Below are 17,401 nucleotides of genomic sequence, written 5' to 3' on the forward strand. Positions count from 1 at the left end.
TTATGACCAGCCAATGCTCATATAAACAGCAGTAACGAGAACATTGATTAACGCTAACGGAAGCAGGACCTTCCAGCCCAATCCCATCAATTGATCGACGCGAATCCGCGGCAGCGTAGCCCGAATCCAGAACAAGAAGAAAACGATGGTTGAGAATTTCAATAAAAACCAGACTAAGCCTGGAATAAAATCAAGAAAAGCAAAAGGTGCATGCCATCCGCCCAGGAACAGCGTAGTTGCAAGACCGGCAATAGCGAATACATAAACATATTCCGCAAGCATAAAGAACGCAAACCGGAAACCGCTGTACTCTACGTGATAGCCCGCCACCAACTCTGACTCCGCCTCAGGAAGGTCAAATGGAGTACGATTCAGCTCTGACACTCCAGCAATTACAAACACAGCAAAACCAATAATTTGGGGAAGGAAATTCCAATGCCAGAATCCCCCCGCCTGCGCCTGTGCAATTACATTCAGGTTCAAGCTGCTTGACATCATGATAACACCGATAACTGAAATGACCAACGGAATTTCATAGCTGATCATCTGTGCCGCGGAACGCATACCGCCGATTAACGCATACTTATTGTTGGAAGCCCAGCCTCCAAGCACAATGCCAATCGTTGATATTCCCGATAGTGCCACGTAGAACAGCAGCCCGACATTCAGATTCGTACTGAACAGCTTATCGCTGAACGGGATGACTGCGATAACGACAAATGCCGGTATAAACGTGATGACGGGAGCCAAAATAAACAGTTCCCGCTCCGCCTTATGAGGAATCGTATCCTCCTTGATTAACAGCTTCAGTACATCGGCTACCGATTGCAAGAGTCCGAGCGGACCTACCCGATTGGGACCAATACGCATTTGCATCCAGCCGATAACCTTACGCTCAAAATAAATCGCATACGTAACGAAACCTAATACAACCATCAGCAAGACGACGCCCCATGCGAAAAAAATTGCAAAGTTGATCCACGTCAACTGCTCATTTAACAGTTGGGCCATTAGCAGTCCACCTCCCCGACGACAATATCAATGCCTCCGAGTATCGTGATAAGGTTGGTCATAGTTTCTCCAACCAATAATTTGGGCAATATTTGCAGGTTTACAAAGGAAGGTCTGCGAAACTTCAACCGATATGGCTTATCCTTGCCCCTGGACACGATATAACATCCGATTTCACCGCGAGGCGACTCAATTCGGGCATATACCTCTCCTTCAGGAGCACGAAGCACACGAGGCACCTTACCCATAATTTCACCCTCTGCAGGAAACTGCTCGACGGCCTGCTCCAATATCCGCAGCGACTGTCTCATCTCTTCAAAACGCAGTAAATAGCGGTCATAACAGTCCCCTTTGGTACCTACAGGCACATCAAATTCGAACCGGTCATACAAGCAGTAAGGCTGATCCTTGCGGATGTCCCAATTGATTCCCGTACAGCGCAAATTAGCCCCGCTCAACCCATAAGCAATCGCTGTTTCTGCATCATACTTACCAACACCCTTGATCCGTGCCAGAAAAATCTCATTGCCGCTGACTAAATTACCATACTCAATCAATTTCTCTCTCATGTAGGGTATGAATTTGCGTACTTTTTCGATCCAGCCCTCGGGAGCGTCCCACTTCACGCCGCCAACCCTCATATAATTATAGGTTAAACGGGCACCACACAATTCATTGAACAGATCAATAATAATTTCCCGGTCGCGAAATGCAAACAAAAACGGGCTCATCGCTCCAATATCCAGCAAATAAGTTCCCCACCATACCAAATGACTGGCAACCCGCTGCAGTTCCATCACAATAAGTCGCAAAAAATCAGCTTTTTCCGGTATTTCCAATCCCATCAGCTTTTCTACTGCGTGTACAAGCACATAGTTATTGGTCATCGCCGAAACATAGTCCATTCGATCCGTGTAAGGAATAATTTGGGTATACGATAAATTTTCTGCGAGCTTCTCCGTCCCTCTATGAAGATAGCCCATAACAGGATCAGCATGGGTGATGATCTCACCATCCAGCTTGACTACAATTCGAAACACCCCGTGCGTACTAGGATGCTGAGGTCCAACATTCAACAGCAATTCTTCCGTTCTAATCAAAAGCTTCTACACCTCCGGATCAAGCGCTTCATAATCTTTACGCAGCGGATGGCCGACCCAATCGTCGGACATCATTATTCTTCTTAAGTCCGGATGTCCGGGAAAATCAATACCGAGCAGATCAAAGATCTCACGCTCATTCCAATTGGCGGTTGGCCATATCGGTGTGACGGAGTCTATGGATGGTGTTTCACGAGACGTTTTCACTTTCACGCACATTTCAGCCTTCGTATCCAGACTAAGCAAATGATAGGCAACCTCCATATGGGTTTCCTGATCAATACCTGAAACATTTCGCAAATAGTTCAGCTTCAGCTCACAATGCTGCTTCAACAATAACGCAACTCCAGCCCAGTGCTCGTTCTTAATGATCACATAAGGCAGATGTGCATCCCTTTCATTAATAAAAGCTTCTTCGATCGCAGCCTCGCCCGCCTGCTCCTTGATCAGCTTTACCCAATGATCCAGCCGCGGCTGTAAAGGAGAAGGGACCTTAGGCCCTGCATCCTCTTCACCCTCTGTTTTCTTGCCTCTGGCAGCGGCACGAGCAGCGCGTGCTTCTGCGGCAGCCTTCGCCTTCGCTTCCTTCTCATCATCCGCTGCCGCAGGGTCACCCGCAGGAGCTTCTGCCGAAGCTGCGCCTGGTGTTGCAGCAGGAGACGCTCCTGCTGCCGCCTCAGCCCTTTTGGCTCGCGCGATGGCCCTGGCAGCTCGCGCTTCCGCGTCAGCCTTGGCCTTTGCTTCCTGCTCTGCATCTACTGTAGATGCATCAGTCCCAGGAGCTGCGCCTGAAGCTTCTGCCGCTTCGACTGAGGAGCTCTCAGTGTTTGGGCTACCCGTCTTATCAGAAGCTGCTGATTGCGATTCCCCTGACGTCGGTAATCTGACAGCTGAATCTGGTTCCTTGGTGACAGTGGATGGATCTGCCGCTGCATCAGCAGCAGCTTTCGGCGGTTCTTCGTTCAGTTGTGGTTCCTTCAGAGTTTTATCTGTATTCAGCTTATCCGTATTCTGTTTATCTGTATCCAATTCATCTTTCTTTTGCTCATCACTCATCGATTAGTCACCTGCTTGCCGGTTTTCGCCTCATAACGAATTTTTTCCTGCAGCTTGTTAATTCCATAAATCAAAGCAGCAGGATTCGGCGGACAGCCTGGAATGTAGACATCAACCGGTACGACCTGATCCACGCCTTTAACAACGGCATAAGATTTGACGTAAGGCCCACCGGCGGTGGCACAGGAGCCCATCGCAATTACCCATTTGGGTTCTGGCATTTGGTCGTACAGGCGGCGCAGCAATGGAGCCATCTTCTTGGTTACGGTGCCTGCCACGATCATAACGTCGGATTGCCTTGGTGAAGTCCGAAAAATAACGCCAAAACGGTCCAAATCGTAGTGAGAAGCTCCGGCACCCATCATTTCAATCGCACAGCATGCCAATCCAAAGGTTAAAGGCCACAACGAATTACTTCTTGCCCAAGCTTTTACCTGCTCAAGCGTTGTCATAAACACATTGCGCTCCAGCTCTTCTCTTTCTTCCGGACTAATTGACTCTAGATTGAAGTCCATTGCAGCACCTTCTTCTTCCAAGCATAAATTAATCCAACCACAAGCAGTCCTACGAAAATCGCCATTTCAACAACAGCAAACAAGCCGAGTTGCTTAAAAGCAACGGCCCATGGGTACAAAAATACAGTTTCCACATCAAAAATGACAAACATCAGCGCAAATAAGTAATACCGGATGTTGAAGCGCACATGGCTCTCGCCGACCGGTTCGTTACCACTCTCATAAGTAGTATACTTCTCATCCAGCGGCTTGTAAGGACGCAAGAAACGGCCTGCTGTAAGTGCTACAACAGGAAGCAATACACCAAGAATGAGAAAAATGGCTACGACAACGTAATTGTTCATATACATCGTGAACGACTCGCCTCCCCATGCTATAAATAGTTAAGCTTTATGGAAATGTGCTGTCAGATTTATAAGAAAAGTCCAGTTCATGTAAGCTTGTAAGCGCACCCAAGTTGCAATCGCGAAGCCTTCCCTCATTTGCAAATCAGAACATGCACATAACTTCTGTTCGTATATGCCCCACAATTATATCAAATGGGTGTTTAGGTGTCTAATCAATATTCCATATCACATTTTTTATAAAACACAAAAAAACGAAGGAACATGTGTCCCTCCGTTTATGTCCGTTTCCTTAAGATTTACTGGAAACGTTGATCCGATTAACCGCTCTTTGCAAAGCCAGTTCAGCGCGTTTGAAATCGACTTGATCCTGTTTGGAAGACATACGCTGTTCAGCACGCGTCTTGGCTTCTTTAGCACGATCGACATCAATTTGTTCCGGCAGCTCGGCGCTTTCCGCCAATATGACCACCTTATCCTTACGTACCTCCATAAAGCCACCATTCACGGCGATATAATGCTGCTTACCGCCCTGTTTCACGATAACCGGCGCCACTTTTAATGGAGTCACCAAAGGGATGTGATTTGGCAGAATACCAAGCTCTCCTTCTGCACCCTTCACGCTAATCATGTCCACCTGATCGGTGTACACTTTACGCTCAGGGGTAACAATTTCCAGCAAGAAAGTACTCACTTGGACTCCTCCTAAGAGCTTTCCGTAAGGAAAGCTTTACTTCGTAAGCATCATCTGAGCTTTCCATATGGAAAGCTCTACTTCATATGGTTTGCGTATGCAAACTCAATTTGTAGCATACATTCAATTCGCTAATGCGAACTTACATGGTTTTTGCTTTTTCGATAACTTGCTCAATTGCACCCACGTTATGGAATGCAGGCTCCGGAAGATGATCATGCTTACCTTCAAGAATTTCCTTAAAGCTGCGCACAGTATCTTTAATCGGTACGAAAAGCCCTGGAATCCCGTTAAACGCCTCAGCAACGTGAAGCGGTTGAGCGAAGAACAATTGAATCCGTCTTGCACGGTATACGGTAAGCTTGTCTTCTTCAGACAACTCATCCATACCCAGAATTGCGATAATATCCAGCAATTCCTTATAGCGTTGCAATGTTTTCTTAACACCTTGTGCTACGTTGTAGTGCTCTTCACCAACAATTTCAGGAGTCAAAATACGGGAAGAGGATGCGAGTGGATCAACAGCCGGGAAAATACCCATTGCAGCAATATTACGCTCAAGGTTTGTAGTTGCATCCAAGTGGGCAAATGCTGTAGCAGGAGCCGGATCGGTATAGTCATCGGCAGGAACATAGATCGCTTGGATCGAAGTTACAGAGCCTTGTTTAGTTGAAGTAATACGTTCTTGCAATTGACCCATTTCAGTTGCCAGCGTTGGCTGGTAACCTACTGCGGAAGGCATACGTCCAAGTAGGGCTGATACCTCGGAACCCGCTTGAGTAAACCGGAAAATGTTATCGATAAACAGAAGCACGTCACGGCCTTCTTGATCACGGAAATATTCAGCCATTGTCAAACCGGACAGGGCTACACGCAGACGCGCACCTGGAGGTTCATTCATTTGACCAAAAACCATTGCGGTTTTGTCAATAACGCCGGATTCTTTCATTTCGTGATACAAGTCATTACCTTCACGCGTTCTCTCACCAACACCGGCAAATACGGAAATACCGCCATGCTCGGATGCGATGTTGTGAATCAATTCCTGCATCGTTACGGTTTTACCTACGCCGGCACCACCGAACAAGCCGATTTTACCACCCTTAACGTAAGGAGCCATCAAGTCGATTACCTTGATACCTGTTTCCAAAATTTCCGCTTGCGTTGACAAGTTCTCAAATGCAGGCGCGCTTTTGTGAATCGGGCTCGTTAATGTACGGTCTACTTCTTCGTTACCGTCAATCGGGTTACCCAATACGTTAAATACACGTCCAAGTGTTGCTGCACCTACCGGTACTGAAATCGCTGCACCTGTATCGATTGCTTCTGTACCACGAACAAGACCATCCGTAGTTGACATCGCAACACAACGAACCAGATTATCGCCCAAATGTACAGCTGCTTCAACAGTTAACTTGATATCCTGCTCGCCAGCTTTTTCGGCTTTTTTCTCAATTGTGATTGCATTCAAAATCTCAGGGAGCTGTCCACGTTCGAACTCAATGTCGACAACCGGCCCCGTTATATTCACAACGCGTCCTTTGCTCAATGTTTTCTCCTCCTTCGAGTTTTGCTTAAGCAAAACTTTCTTCGTAAGCAAATCCTAAAGCTTTATTTTTGAATAAAGCTGCTTCGTAAGCATGTGCTGAGTTTTGCTGTAGCAAAACGTTCTTTACTAGCAAGTTTTAAGCTTGTGCGTTTGCACCGGCAACAATCTCCGAAATTTCCTGTGTAATCGAAGCCTGACGAGCACGGTTATACACCAGTGTCAAGGATCCGATCATCTTGGTTGCATTCTTCGTCGCATTGTTCATTGCCGTCATTCTTGCCCCAAACTCACTTGCTTTACCTTCCAATACCGCACTATAAATTAAGGTTTCCGCATATTTAGGCAGCAACACTTCAAGTACACCCTCAGGTGACGGCTCATACTCATAGTTAGCAACGGATGCAACACCACCCATGTTTTCCATAGGCAAAAGCTGCTTAATCATCGGTTCCTGCGTGATAGCATTTACGAATTTGTTATAAACCAGATACAGCTTGTCAAAAGAGCCGTTCTCGAAGTTTTTCACTGCCGATGCCGCAATCGATTTGATATCCGCGAAGCTTGGAGAATCAGGAATTCCCGTTACCTCTTCAGCAATCGCGATATTGCGTTGACGGAAGAAATCTCTGCCCTTACGGCCGATTACAAAAATCACATATTCACTAGGTGATTTGTGATTTTCCTTGATCTCCTGCATCACTCTGCGCAGTACGTTAGCATTATAGCCACCAGCGAGACCGCGGTCTGACGTAACAACAAGATATCCGGTCTTCTTGATTTCACGATTTTGCAGCATGGGATGCTTCAAACCTTTGCTGCCTGCAGCGATACTGCCGACAACTTCCTTAAGCTTATCCGTGTAAGGTCGTGATGCCTCAGCAGCTGCCTGAGCTTTTCTTAATCTCGATGCAGCTACCATTTCCATCGCCTTGGTGATTTGCTTTGTGTTTTGTACGGACTTGATCTGGCGCTTAATTTCGCGCATTCCTTTTGCCAACTGACTCACCTCTCTCTCGAAGCTTCTCTGTATAAGAAAAGCCTTCACTCGAAAAGCCTGTTAAAAGACTTAAAATGGAACACCGAGCTTCCCTGTAAAGAGAAGCCCTTGTTCATTGTTTATTATACAGTCGAAGTAGCGAAGCCCTTTTGGAACTGCTTGATCGCTTCTTTCAAAGCATTTTCGTTATCCGTAGTCAAATCTTTCGTATCACGGATACTTTGGAAAATTTCAGGATGCTTCGTATCCACGAAAGCCAAGAATTCAGCTTCAAAACGGCGAATATCTTGTACTGGCAATTCATCCAGATGTCCTCTAACAACCGTGTAGATCGAAACGACTTGTTTTTCAACGGACAGCGGTTGATGAACGCCTTGTTTCAAAATTTCCAATGTACGCAATCCACGGTTCAAACGAGTTTGCGTAGCTTTATCCAAATCGGATCCGAACGCTGCGAAAGCGGCTAACTCGCGGTATTGGGCGAGGTCAGTCTTCAGCGTACCGGCAACCTTTTTCATTGCTTTAATTTGTGCGGAGCTACCTACCCGGGATACGGAGATACCTACGTTAACAGCTGGACGTTGACCGGAGTAGAACAAATCGGACTCCAGGAAAATCTGACCATCTGTAATCGAGATAACGTTCGTTGGGATATAAGCGGATACGTCACCAGCTTGCGTTTCGATAAACGGAAGAGCTGTGATCGATCCGCCGCCGAGTGCATCACTCAGCTTGGCTGAACGCTCAAGCAAACGGGAATGCAGGTAGAAAACGTCACCTGGGTAAGCTTCCCGACCCGGTGGACGACGAAGCAAGAGCGACAACTCACGGTATGCTGCTGCTTGCTTGGACAAGTCATCATAAACGATCAATACGTGCTCGCCTTTGTACATGAAGTATTCACCCATTGCGCAGCCTGCATAAGGAGCAAGCCACAACATTGGAGCAGGCTCGGAAGCACTTGCTGTTACAACGATAGTGTATTCCATAGCGCCAGCACGACGTAGGGTTTCAACTACGTTAACGACAGTCGATTGTTTTTGACCAATAGCAACATAAATACACTTCACGCCGTTGCCTTTTTGGTTAATAATCGTATCGATCGCGATAGCCGTTTTACCTGTTTGACGGTCACCGATGATCAACTCACGTTGACCGCGGCCTACTGGAATCATCGCATCAATCGCTTTAATTCCGGTTTGCATCGGTTCGAATACGGATTTACGAGCCATAACACCTGGAGCCGGTGATTCAACCGGACGTGTGTTTGTTGTATTCAGAGGACCATTGCCATCAACGGGTTGACCCAACGCGTTAACAACACGGCCGATCAATTCTTCACCAACAGGAACCTCCATGATACGACCAGTACGCTTTACTTGATCGCCTTCACGAATATCCGTGAAAGGTCCCAAAATAACGATACCTACGTTGCTTTCCTCCAAGTTAAAGGCATAGCCAAGAACACCGTTGGGGAACTCAAGCAATTCGCCTGCCATAACATTCTCAAGACCGTGCGCACGAGCAACACCATCACCGACAGTGATAACTGTACCTACGTCAACGACTTGAATGTCAGATTTATATTGTTCAATTTGCTGTTTAATCAGCGTACTGATTTCTTCAGGTTTGATACTCATATTTCCTCACCCCTATCTACAGTGCTTGAGTTGAATTCAAGGATTTTTGCAGTCGATCCAGCTTGCCGGATAAACTGCCGTCATACAGACGATCACCGATGCGCACTTTAATTCCGCCTAACAAGCTTGTATCAATAGCCGTTTCAACACGAATTTGTTTGCCAACCAATTGGCTGAATGTTGCAGCAATATGATCAAGCTCAGCTTGTTGAAGAACGACCGGCGTATAAACAATGGCTTTTGCCTGACCAAGAGCCTCACTGGCAATCGTTACAAAGTAACCAACTAGCGATTCCAGCAATTCTTCCCTGCCTTTATCGATGAGCAACAGCAAAGTGCTAAAGGTAATTTCCGAAAGCTGACTTTCAAAAATGTTTTTCAGCAGCGCTGTTTTGGATACAGTCCCGATCCCTGGATGCTTGATCAGCTTGTGCAAATCACTGTTTTCCTTTAAAACCGCTACGATAAACTTCAGTTCTTCTTCTACCTGAGCAATCTTGTTCTGTTCTTTGGCTAGCTCAAAAAGCGCTTTTGCGTATCTTTTGGCTACGATGGTATCCTGGCTCATTGGTTGCCTCCTACCTCTTTCAGGTAATGCTCTACCAATTGCTCTTGAGATTTCTCATCAATTTGTTTTTCGATAATTTTGGAAGCAATGAGAACAGACATCGCGCCAACCTGGCTGCGAAGGGCGGCAACCGCCTTATGTTTCTCATTCTCAATATCACGAATCGCTTCGTCTTTCACGCGAGTCGCTTCCGCACGTGCAGCAGCTGTAATTTCGTCTGCTTGTTTGGAACTGATTTGTTTAGCTTGTTCGATAATGTCTTGTGCTTCTTTGCGAGTCTGTTGTAGAGCCAGCTTTTGCTCCTCTAACAATTGCTCAGCCTGCTTCCGGTTATTTTCAGCCGTTTGAATTTGATCCTTAACAAGCTGTCTGCGTTTTTCCATCATGCCAAACAAAGGACCGAACGCCAGCTTTTGCAGCAGTAAATATAGAAGCAAGAAGGCTACGATTTGAATAAAAAACGTGGACCATTCAATATGCAAGTAACGTCACTCCCTTCTCATAGCGTAGGCAAAACGAAGGCGTGGAGGCTTTTGCAACCATCCCCGCCAAACGATTTCTTAAGCACGACCCATCAAGATGAATGCAAGAACCAATGCAACAACCGGCATTGCTTCTACCAGACCTACCCCGATAAACATCGTTGTTTGCAAAGTACCACGAAGTTCAGGTTGACGAGAAATACCTTCCAAAGCGCGACCTACGATCAAACCATTACCAATACCTGCACCAAGTGCCCCTAAACCAAATACGATTGCTGCTGCTACTAATGCTAAAGCTCCCATTAAGAAAATCCTCCCTTAAATTGTAAAGTTTTTTTATAAATAACTCGAGACTTTCCCGAGGTAAGTCTTGTACCTTAGTGAGACTCTTCGTGAATCAACGTTTGTGAAATATAAACCATTGTCAACATTGTAAATACAAATGCCTGAATGGCGCCAACGAACACACTAAAACCTTGCCATATGGCTAGAGGGAATATTCCAAACCAACCCGCTCCCAAAATGACACCAATCATAATTTCACCTGCATAAATATTTCCGTATAGACGGAAAGCAAGCGTCAGCGGCTTGGATACCACCTCAATCAAATGCAGCGGAAGCATAACCCCTTTATACTCAAAGTAATGAGCAAAATAGTGCTTCGTATTGCGTGTGATACCCAGAAAGTGGCTAAGCGCAATGACGATAACCGTAAGTGCTGCAGTAACGGCAATATCCGCCGTCGGTGATTTCCACCATGACACGTGATCTGAGGTTACGACCGAGAACGGCAGCCCCAGCATGTTTCCAATGAAAATGTACATAATTAGGGTTAAACCAAGTGCTATAAACGGCTTCCCATGTTTAGAACCAATAGTACTGCCGATGATCCCTTCAACAAACTCTACAACCCATTCCATAAAGTTTTGCAGCTTCGAAGGATTCGTTACCGAAATTTTACTCGTTCCGGCAATCGCGAGTATTAATACCAGAACACTGGTCACTCCAATCATGAGAAGCGCTGACAGATCAAAGTGAAATCCAAACCATTCTACTCCCGGTACTTGATGCTCCATGTTTTCCAATTTCACCCCTTTCCACAGATGGATTTACTTCTTGGATCTTTTGACAGAAATAATACCCAATACAAGTGTTGCCAATTGAGCGATAAGGTATCCAGCGACGGTTGTGCTTAACGCGAATTGCTCCGGAAACCGGACTGCGATAAGACCCGCCAAACCTCCTATGGCCGCTCTAGTCAGAAAGCCTATGTTAGCCTTGCTCGGAATCCCTTGCCCTGGTGGAGCGGTGATAACCTTATCCGATAGCTTGCGAATTTTCCAGGCCAGATACCTTGCGTTAATCATACTAACGGCAGCCCCCAGCATCAAACCTGCTGAATAGGGTCGGTATTCCACGAAAAGCGCCCAAGCAACCAGACAAAAGGATAAGAAAAATAGAAAGACGTTTTGAAACGTTTTCAGATGGGCCGTAAACTCGTTCATTTATAGCCCTCCGTACTGCTTAATCATAAAATAAATGCTAATGATTCCAGCCGTAAGCCCCAGCAAAAAACCACCCAGTAACCACAACTGCCCGCCAAGTGTTTGGCTTAACCAATCTCCAAACCAATACCCTGCCAGTAAACAGACAACAAGATCAATTCCGATAGCCGTCGTTAAAGCAGCTGCACGCCATGGATTATCATTACGGTTTGGCTGTTTCATATACACCCTCCTGAGAATCCTCACTTATTGTAACGAAGCAACGTCGGGTTTGTCAATTGTCTTTCTCTCTAAATAACTGTGGATGAAATTCTTAAAAATGCTGTTATATCAACGTTTTTAGCAATTCCAAACCAAACAGTACTACTGCACGCTCTGACGTTTGTCATAGGATTGTCACGGTTGGAATGACTCCGGTCTTGCTGTAGCATGTCCAAAATGGTAAAGGATGGCTTGCACGATCCGTTCCGATGCTTTTCCATCGCCGTAGGGGTTGGCAGCCTGACTCATTTTTTCATACAATACCGGATCTGTCAGCAATGCACGGGTTCGATTATACACATGCTCTTCGTCGGTTCCGACAAGCTCCAGCGTTCCTGCATCAATACCTTCCGGCCGCTCTGTTGTTTCACGTAGAACTAAAACTGGCACTCCATACGAAGGAGCTTCCTCCTGCAACCCACCGGAATCAGTCAAAATCATGTGGGTATGCGGATATAAATTGTGCAGCTCCAGTACATCTAGCGGATCTACGAGCTTGATACGCGGATGATCACCCAGCATTTCGTAGGCCGGCTCTCTTACAGCTGGACTCGGGTGAACTGGATACACGATGGCAATATCGTCAAACTCATCAGCAATCCGACGCACGGCACGGAAAATTTGCCGATGTGGCTCACCTTGTGCTTCGCGGCGATGCGCGGTCATCAGGATCAGACGCTTACCTGCTGCCCAATCCAGTACATTGTGGGTAAAGTCATTCTGCACCGTATACTGGAACACATCTGTCACCGTATTTCCTGTTACGAAGATTGTTGCCTCTGACTTATTCTCTTTGCGCAGGTTGTCGGCAGATAACTGGGTCGGAGCAAAATGCAGATCGGATAATACGCCGGTCAGTTGGCGATTCATTTCTTCCGGATACGGTGACATTTTGTTCCAGGTACGCAAACCTGCTTCCACATGACCCACCTGGATCTGCTGTAAGAAAGCCGCATAGCTGGCCAGGAATGTCGTTAACGTGTCTCCGTGTACGAGCACCAGGTCCGGCTTTTCTTCGCGGAATACCGGGTCCAGCCCTTGAAGCACCCGTACGGTCACTTCGTTCAATGTTTGACGATCCTTCATGACATCTAAATCATGGTCAGGTGTAATATGGAATGTTTCCAGAACCTGATCCAGCAATTCCCTATGTTGTGCGGTAACGCATACACGTGAGTCGATAAATTCAGAATGCTTTTGAAGCTCAAGTACCAGCGGCGCCATCTTGATGGCTTCCGGCCGGGTTCCGAAAATCGTTATTACTTTGGTTTTACCCATGGACGGCTGTCCCCCTATGTACATTTTCTGTTATAGATTCATCTGCTTGCTGATTTTTATTTCGTACCGAACAGACGATCACCTGCATCTCCCAGTCCGGGAACGATGTAACCGTGGTCATTCAAATAGTCGTCAATAGCTGCTACATATATATCCACATCGGGATGCGTTTGCTGTACAGCGTGAATACCCTCGGGCGCCGCAATGAGGCACATCAGCTTGATCTGCGAGCAGCCTCTGCTCTTCAGCGCCGTTATAGCTGCATTCGCAGAACCTCCGGTTGCCAGCATCGGGTCTATCACGATCAATTCCCGTTCCTGTACATCGGTAGGCAGCTTTACATAATACTCAACAGGCTCAAGTGTCTCTGGATCACGGTACAAGCCGATATGACCTACCTTGGCTGCGGGTACTAATCTCAGAATACCATCTACCATGCCAAGTCCTGCACGCAAAATCGGGATAAGTCCCAGCATTCTGCCCGAAATCACTTTGCAATCCGTCGTGGTCACTGGTGTTTTGACTTGCACGGTTTCAAGCGGAATGTCTCTTGTAATTTCGTACGCCATCAGTGTCGATACTTCATCTACCAATTCGCGAAAATCTTTGGTTAGTGTGGATTCATCCCGTATGTACGTAAGCTTATGCTGGATCAACGGATGATCACACACAAATAATTTTCCCATAAACAATTCCCCTTTACGCCAAATCTCGTCTATTATACCACACCTGTGAGATGTTATCCCAACAAGTTTCGCGCATTGACGACAGACTCAGCGACTGTCAGGCTCCAGCGTAAAAAGGCGGGCTGGACGCAATGAATGTACCGTTCCTATTCATGTACGAACTCATAGAAGCCAATGCGAAGAGCGTTCATGGCGTGTCAATCGCTGCTCAGTTTCGGAGTGGTCCCAGGCCGTTTCCTGAAATCATGAAGAGGCCGGAGATCTCTACATCATCTCCAGCCTCTTGGCTATGGTCTATAGATCGCACTCGTTAGTTGAGGAGGCGAGCCTGATAATCAGGTATTAGTAGGACAGGCCCGGATACAAAGGGAACTGTGCAGTCAAATCTTTAACCATACCGCGGACTTTGTCATGTACAGCAGCATCAGTTGGATTTTTCAAAGTCAAGGCAATGATCTTGGCAATAGTTTTCATTGCTTCTTCATCCATACCGCGGGAAGTTGCAGCCGGAGTACCAACACGAACACCACTGGTTACCATCGGCTTGGCTGGATCGAAAGGAATCGCATTTTTATTAACCGTAACCCCAACTTCATCCAGCAAGTGCTCAGCTTCTTTACCGCTGATGCTCGTGTTGCGCAGGTCGATCAGCATCAAATGGTTATCGGTACCACCGGATACAAGATCGATACCTTCGGAAATTAGAGCTTCCGCTAATGCTTTGGCATTGTTGACAACCTTTTGTGCGTAAGTTTTGAATTCCGGCTGCAAAGCTTCGCCAAAGGATACAGCCTTAGCAGCAATAATATGCATCAAAGGACCACCTTGGGTACCAGGAAATACAGCTTTATCGATGGCAGCAGCCCATGGTTTACGGCACAAGATCATACCGCCGCGAGGACCACGAAGTGTTTTATGGGTAGTCGTCGTTACAAAGTGTGCATGTGGAACCGGGTTTGGATGCAGACCAGCCGCTACCAGACCAGCGATATGTGCCATATCAACAAAGAGCAATGCGCCTACATCATTAGCGATCGACGCCAGAGCTTCAAAATCAATCGTACGTGGATATGCGCTGGCACCAGCTACGATCATACGAGGCTTATGTTTGAATGCCGCTTTGCGCACATCATTATAATCGATACGGGAGTCGCTTTCGCTAACACCGTAGGAAACGAAGTTGTATAAAATACCGGATGCATTAACCGGGCTGCCGTGGGTCAAGTGACCACCGTGAGCCAAGCTCATGCCCAATACCGTATCTCCAGGCTGTAGAGCTGCCAAGTAAACAGCCATGTTGGCTTGAGCGCCGGAATGCGGCTGTACGTTGGCATGCTCGGCTCCAAATAATTCCTTGGCACGATCACGAGCGATGTCCTCTACAATGTCTACATACTCACAACCACCATAATAACGTCTGCCAGGGTAGCCTTCAGCGTATTTATTGGTCAGTACCGTACCCATTGCTTGCAGTACCGCCTCGCTGACGAAGTTTTCCGATGCGATCAATTCGATTTTGTCACGTTGACGACCGATTTCAAGATTCATAGCCTCCACGATTTTGGGGTCCTGCTTACGTAATTGTTCCATAATAAAATCCTCCTTTAGATTTTCGCAGAAAACTTACTTCGTAAGCTTCTACATTATAGTTAATTGGGTTTAATCACAAAATCCGTTGTCAGCAGAACTCTCATCTACCACATATACAGCCCGAGCACCACCAATGAGCTTCGGACGGGTATAGGCCATTTGCACCGAGGCATGGCCAATGATCCGGATCGAGGGACGCAGCGGTATCGCGACCGGCTTCAGATGCATCCCGATCAGCGTTCCGCCGATATCTATGCCTGCATGGGCCGACACGGCTTCAACGAGACAGGCCTGCTGCAAATGCTTGTAGGCATATGAAGCCATAGAGCCGCCTGCACGCGGAACGGGAATCGCCGACACCGGCTCCAGCCGGTAAGCCAGCATCGCTGCACGCTCCATGACTAACGCCCGATTCAAATGCTCACAGCATTGAAATACCGGGTAAAAACCCGCCTCGACGCGAACGGCTTCAATCGCAGCGAAGATAGGCTGGGCAGCCGTTTCTGTGCCTGAAGTACCAATGTGATGACCCATCACCTCGCTCGTACTCGTCCCGATCACAAGCAGCTGTCCTGTCTGGATATTACCTGCCTGTACCAGCTCACGCAGCACTTGTTCTACCTGTGACTGAATGTCCATACCCCGTTGCCTCCTTCGTCAAGCTGTACGAATGATTACGATTGAGGAGTGACTTTGTCTTCCAATTCCATTACTTTGTGAATGCGGTTCACGTGACGTTCACCGTTGGAAAACTCGGTTTCGAGCCAAACCTTCACAATGGATTCAGCCAGTCCCGGTCCGACAATACGTTCCCCCATTGCCAGTACGTTGGAATCATTGTGCTGACGGGTCATTTGGGCCGAAAACAGATCGTGTACAAGCGCACAGCGAATGCCGGCGATTTTGTTAGCTGCAATCGTCATTCCAATTCCCGTCCCACAAAGCAAGATCCCTCTGTCGGCCGTTCCTGCGGCAACCTTATTGCAAACCTCGATCGCATAATCCGAATAATCCACGGAATCCGTGCTATGACAGCCTACGTCTGTCACATCATGGCCCAAAGATTGCACAAGCTTAATAATTCCATCCTTCAACTGAACGCCTGCATGATCAGAGCCTATTACTATCTTCATTTGATGCGCCTCCTGACAAGTTTTCTGGACACTATCGTATGATGAGTTTGATTGTCATCCAATTTGTCCATTATACCGTAATGCGTACAGAAAAATGAAATCAAATATGGTGAATCCTAAACGAAAAAAGAGCATACTGCATGCCACTATCAGCACTGCAATGCTCTTTGCCCAGGCGACCGGCCGTATGCCCCGATGCTCCATTGTGGTAAGCCCCACTCGTCGCCAGTTACATCAGGTCCTGCTTCTTATTCTTATCATAACGGAAATGATCAAGGCTGTAAAGCCGTAAAAAAACCTATTTCCTTGAACTTTTTTTCAAAAAATCTCACGCTTTAAGACGTCGTACCAACCGATGCAGGCATTCCTCGATTTCTGCTGCGCACTGTCTGTATAGCGATAAAGATCCGCCGAACGGGTCGGCAATATCATAGTCGGGCAAAGACTGCTCCAGTTGTCTCACTCTCGCTCGTTCCTCCATCGTCACCTGCTGGGATAAAGACTGCTTGAACTGAAGCTCAGCAATCAACGCAGCCAACTCGTCCATACGCGCTTTAGCGGAAGGATCATCACTCACAAATTCTTTGAGTGTGTGCATCTTGTCTACGAATGCCGGGAAACGCTGGATCGCTTGCTGCTTGTGACTCGTGGTCATGGTGAGCACCACATCTGCCCAATCCAGCAAAGATCCTGTTAATGAGGAAGAGCTAATCGCCTGCAAAGCATCTTTTTCCCGCAATATAACTGCTGCATTAGTGGAAACAGGATAGCCATCACCCGCTGAGGTCCCGGCCGAACGGACTTCTATGTGATTCATCCCCTGCTCTTTCAACATCGCGCGAAGCATACCTTCTGCCATCGGACTGCGGCACGTATTCCCGGTACACACAAACAATATTCGGTTCATTAGAAATCCCCGCCTTTCTCCTCTATGATGATTGGCTGTTGAGCCCTATTCCTATTGTACCTCAAAACGACGTAAAAATGGATAT

General features: G+C 47.0%; 21 protein-coding genes and 1 riboswitch. All 21 genes read right to left on the minus strand.

All coding sequences use genetic code 11. From position 1 onward, the window contains the following. Entirely contained in the window at positions 1–1,011 is a 1,011-nt protein-coding gene (gene nuoH, locus OB236_RS12640) for an NADH-quinone oxidoreductase subunit NuoH (protein WP_262684315.1), read from the minus strand. Continuing rightward, on the minus strand, positions 1,011–2,111 hold the full coding sequence (locus OB236_RS12645; RefSeq protein WP_076233538.1) for an NADH-quinone oxidoreductase subunit D: 1,101 nt from the start codon (positions 2,109–2,111) through the stop codon (positions 1,011–1,013). Before OB236_RS12645 ends, nuoH begins: the two co-directional genes overlap by 1 nt. Positions 2,112–2,117: 6 nt before the next feature. After that, positions 2,118–3,167, minus strand: a complete 1,050-nt coding sequence (locus OB236_RS12650; RefSeq protein ID WP_262684316.1) for an NADH-quinone oxidoreductase subunit C — start codon at positions 3,165–3,167, stop codon at positions 2,118–2,120. Further along, a complete protein-coding gene (locus tag OB236_RS12655; protein WP_076233540.1) occupies positions 3,164–3,682 on the minus strand; it encodes a NuoB/complex I 20 kDa subunit family protein in 519 nt (172 codons plus the stop codon). Before OB236_RS12655 ends, OB236_RS12650 begins: the two co-directional genes overlap by 4 nt. After that, positions 3,667–4,032 (minus strand): NADH-quinone oxidoreductase subunit A, encoded by a 366-nt coding sequence (locus OB236_RS12660; protein WP_076233541.1) that lies wholly within the window; start codon positions 4,030–4,032, stop codon positions 3,667–3,669. The genes OB236_RS12655 and OB236_RS12660 overlap by 16 nt, the downstream gene beginning before the upstream one ends. Before the next feature lie 286 nt (positions 4,033–4,318). After that, positions 4,319–4,720 (minus strand): F0F1 ATP synthase subunit epsilon, encoded by a 402-nt coding sequence (locus OB236_RS12665; protein ID WP_076233542.1) that lies wholly within the window; start codon positions 4,718–4,720, stop codon positions 4,319–4,321. Positions 4,721–4,862: 142 nt separating this feature from the next. After that, on the minus strand, positions 4,863–6,269 hold the full coding sequence (gene atpD / locus OB236_RS12670; protein WP_262684317.1) for a F0F1 ATP synthase subunit beta: 1,407 nt from the start codon (positions 6,267–6,269) through the stop codon (positions 4,863–4,865). Between the two features lie 136 nt (positions 6,270–6,405). Continuing rightward, entirely contained in the window at positions 6,406–7,266 is an 861-nt protein-coding gene (gene atpG / locus OB236_RS12675; protein ID WP_076233544.1) for an ATP synthase F1 subunit gamma, read from the minus strand. A gap of 122 nt (positions 7,267–7,388) precedes the next feature. Then, positions 7,389–8,906, minus strand: a complete 1,518-nt coding sequence (gene atpA, locus OB236_RS12680; RefSeq protein WP_262684318.1) for a F0F1 ATP synthase subunit alpha — start codon at positions 8,904–8,906, stop codon at positions 7,389–7,391. A gap of 16 nt (positions 8,907–8,922) precedes the next feature. Beyond that, entirely contained in the window at positions 8,923–9,474 is a 552-nt protein-coding gene (locus OB236_RS12685) for a F0F1 ATP synthase subunit delta (RefSeq protein ID WP_076233546.1), read from the minus strand. Continuing rightward, positions 9,471–9,956, minus strand: coding sequence for a F0F1 ATP synthase subunit B (gene atpF, locus OB236_RS12690; protein ID WP_076233547.1), 486 nt, complete (start codon positions 9,954–9,956; stop codon positions 9,471–9,473). The genes OB236_RS12685 and atpF overlap by 4 nt, the downstream gene beginning before the upstream one ends. 78 nt (positions 9,957–10,034) lie before the next feature. Beyond that, positions 10,035–10,259, minus strand: coding sequence for a F0F1 ATP synthase subunit C (atpE, locus tag OB236_RS12695; protein ID WP_076233548.1), 225 nt, complete (start codon positions 10,257–10,259; stop codon positions 10,035–10,037). Positions 10,260–10,333: 74 nt separating this feature from the next. Then, complete coding sequence (gene atpB / locus OB236_RS12700; protein WP_076233549.1) at positions 10,334–11,032, minus strand: F0F1 ATP synthase subunit A; 699 nt, start codon at positions 11,030–11,032, stop codon at positions 10,334–10,336. Positions 11,033–11,065: 33 nt separating this feature from the next. Next, positions 11,066–11,461 carry an ATP synthase subunit I gene (locus tag OB236_RS12705; protein ID WP_076233550.1) on the minus strand — a complete coding sequence of 132 codons (396 nt, stop codon included), beginning with the start codon at positions 11,459–11,461 and terminating at the stop codon, positions 11,066–11,068. After that, positions 11,462–11,683 carry an AtpZ/AtpI family protein gene (locus tag OB236_RS12710; protein WP_076233551.1) on the minus strand — a complete coding sequence of 74 codons (222 nt, stop codon included), beginning with the start codon at positions 11,681–11,683 and terminating at the stop codon, positions 11,462–11,464. Positions 11,684–11,857: 174 nt separating this feature from the next. Next, a complete protein-coding gene (gene wecB / locus OB236_RS12715) occupies positions 11,858–13,000 on the minus strand; it encodes a non-hydrolyzing UDP-N-acetylglucosamine 2-epimerase (protein WP_262684319.1) in 1,143 nt (380 codons plus the stop codon). A gap of 56 nt (positions 13,001–13,056) precedes the next feature. After that, complete coding sequence (upp, locus tag OB236_RS12720) at positions 13,057–13,686, minus strand: uracil phosphoribosyltransferase (protein WP_076233553.1); 630 nt, start codon at positions 13,684–13,686, stop codon at positions 13,057–13,059. Positions 13,687–14,028: 342 nt separating this feature from the next. Continuing rightward, positions 14,029–15,276, minus strand: a complete 1,248-nt coding sequence (gene glyA, locus OB236_RS12725) for a serine hydroxymethyltransferase (RefSeq protein ID WP_262684320.1) — start codon at positions 15,274–15,276, stop codon at positions 14,029–14,031. Positions 15,277–15,345: 69 nt separating this feature from the next. Then, positions 15,346–15,915, minus strand: a complete 570-nt coding sequence (locus OB236_RS12730; protein WP_262684321.1) for a TIGR01440 family protein — start codon at positions 15,913–15,915, stop codon at positions 15,346–15,348. 35 nt (positions 15,916–15,950) lie between these two features. Next, the gene (rpiB, locus tag OB236_RS12735; protein ID WP_076233556.1) at positions 15,951–16,409 is read right to left on the minus strand and encodes a ribose 5-phosphate isomerase B; all 459 of its coding nucleotides are present in this window, start codon (positions 16,407–16,409) and stop codon (positions 15,951–15,953) included. Between the two features lie 162 nt (positions 16,410–16,571). Continuing rightward, a riboswitch (ZMP/ZTP riboswitch) is annotated at positions 16,572–16,652 on the minus strand. A gap of 85 nt (positions 16,653–16,737) precedes the next feature. After that, positions 16,738–17,316: a low molecular weight protein arginine phosphatase gene (locus tag OB236_RS12740; protein WP_076233557.1), complete on the minus strand. Its 579-nt coding sequence runs from the start codon at positions 17,314–17,316 to the stop codon at positions 16,738–16,740. Between the last annotated feature and the right edge of the window lie 85 nt (positions 17,317–17,401).

Source organism: Paenibacillus baimaensis (assembly GCF_025567575.1).

Excerpts from the sequence above, each read along its gene's own strand:
- nuoH (WP_262684315.1), bottom strand. The coding sequence starts at position 1,011 with ATGGCCCAACTGTTAAATGAGCAGTTGACGTGGATCAACTTTGCAATT.
- OB236_RS12650 (WP_262684316.1), bottom strand. The coding sequence starts at position 3,167 with ATGAGTGATGAGCAAAAGAAAGATGAATTGGATACAGATAAACAGAAT.
- OB236_RS12655 (WP_076233540.1), bottom strand. The coding sequence starts at position 3,682 with ATGGACTTCAATCTAGAGTCAATTAGTCCGGAAGAAAGAGAAGAGCTG.
- OB236_RS12660 (WP_076233541.1), bottom strand. The coding sequence starts at position 4,032 with ATGTATATGAACAATTACGTTGTCGTAGCCATTTTTCTCATTCTTGGT.
- atpA (WP_262684318.1), bottom strand. The coding sequence starts at position 8,906 with ATGAGTATCAAACCTGAAGAAATCAGTACGCTGATTAAACAGCAAATT.
- OB236_RS12685 (WP_076233546.1), bottom strand. The coding sequence starts at position 9,474 with ATGAGCCAGGATACCATCGTAGCCAAAAGATACGCAAAAGCGCTTTTT.
- atpE (WP_076233548.1), bottom strand. The coding sequence starts at position 10,259 with ATGGGAGCTTTAGCATTAGTAGCAGCAGCAATCGTATTTGGTTTAGGG.
- atpB (WP_076233549.1), bottom strand. The coding sequence starts at position 11,032 with ATGGAGCATCAAGTACCGGGAGTAGAATGGTTTGGATTTCACTTTGAT.
- OB236_RS12705 (WP_076233550.1), bottom strand. The coding sequence starts at position 11,461 with ATGAACGAGTTTACGGCCCATCTGAAAACGTTTCAAAACGTCTTTCTA.
- OB236_RS12710 (WP_076233551.1), bottom strand. The coding sequence starts at position 11,683 with ATGAAACAGCCAAACCGTAATGATAATCCATGGCGTGCAGCTGCTTTA.
- wecB (WP_262684319.1), bottom strand. The coding sequence starts at position 13,000 with ATGGGTAAAACCAAAGTAATAACGATTTTCGGAACCCGGCCGGAAGCC.
- upp (WP_076233553.1), bottom strand. The coding sequence starts at position 13,686 with ATGGGAAAATTATTTGTGTGTGATCATCCGTTGATCCAGCATAAGCTT.
- glyA (WP_262684320.1), bottom strand. The coding sequence starts at position 15,276 with ATGGAACAATTACGTAAGCAGGACCCCAAAATCGTGGAGGCTATGAAT.
- OB236_RS12730 (WP_262684321.1), bottom strand. The coding sequence starts at position 15,915 with ATGGACATTCAGTCACAGGTAGAACAAGTGCTGCGTGAGCTGGTACAG.
- rpiB (WP_076233556.1), bottom strand. The coding sequence starts at position 16,409 with ATGAAGATAGTAATAGGCTCTGATCATGCAGGCGTTCAGTTGAAGGAT.
- OB236_RS12740 (WP_076233557.1), bottom strand. The coding sequence starts at position 17,316 with ATGAACCGAATATTGTTTGTGTGTACCGGGAATACGTGCCGCAGTCCG.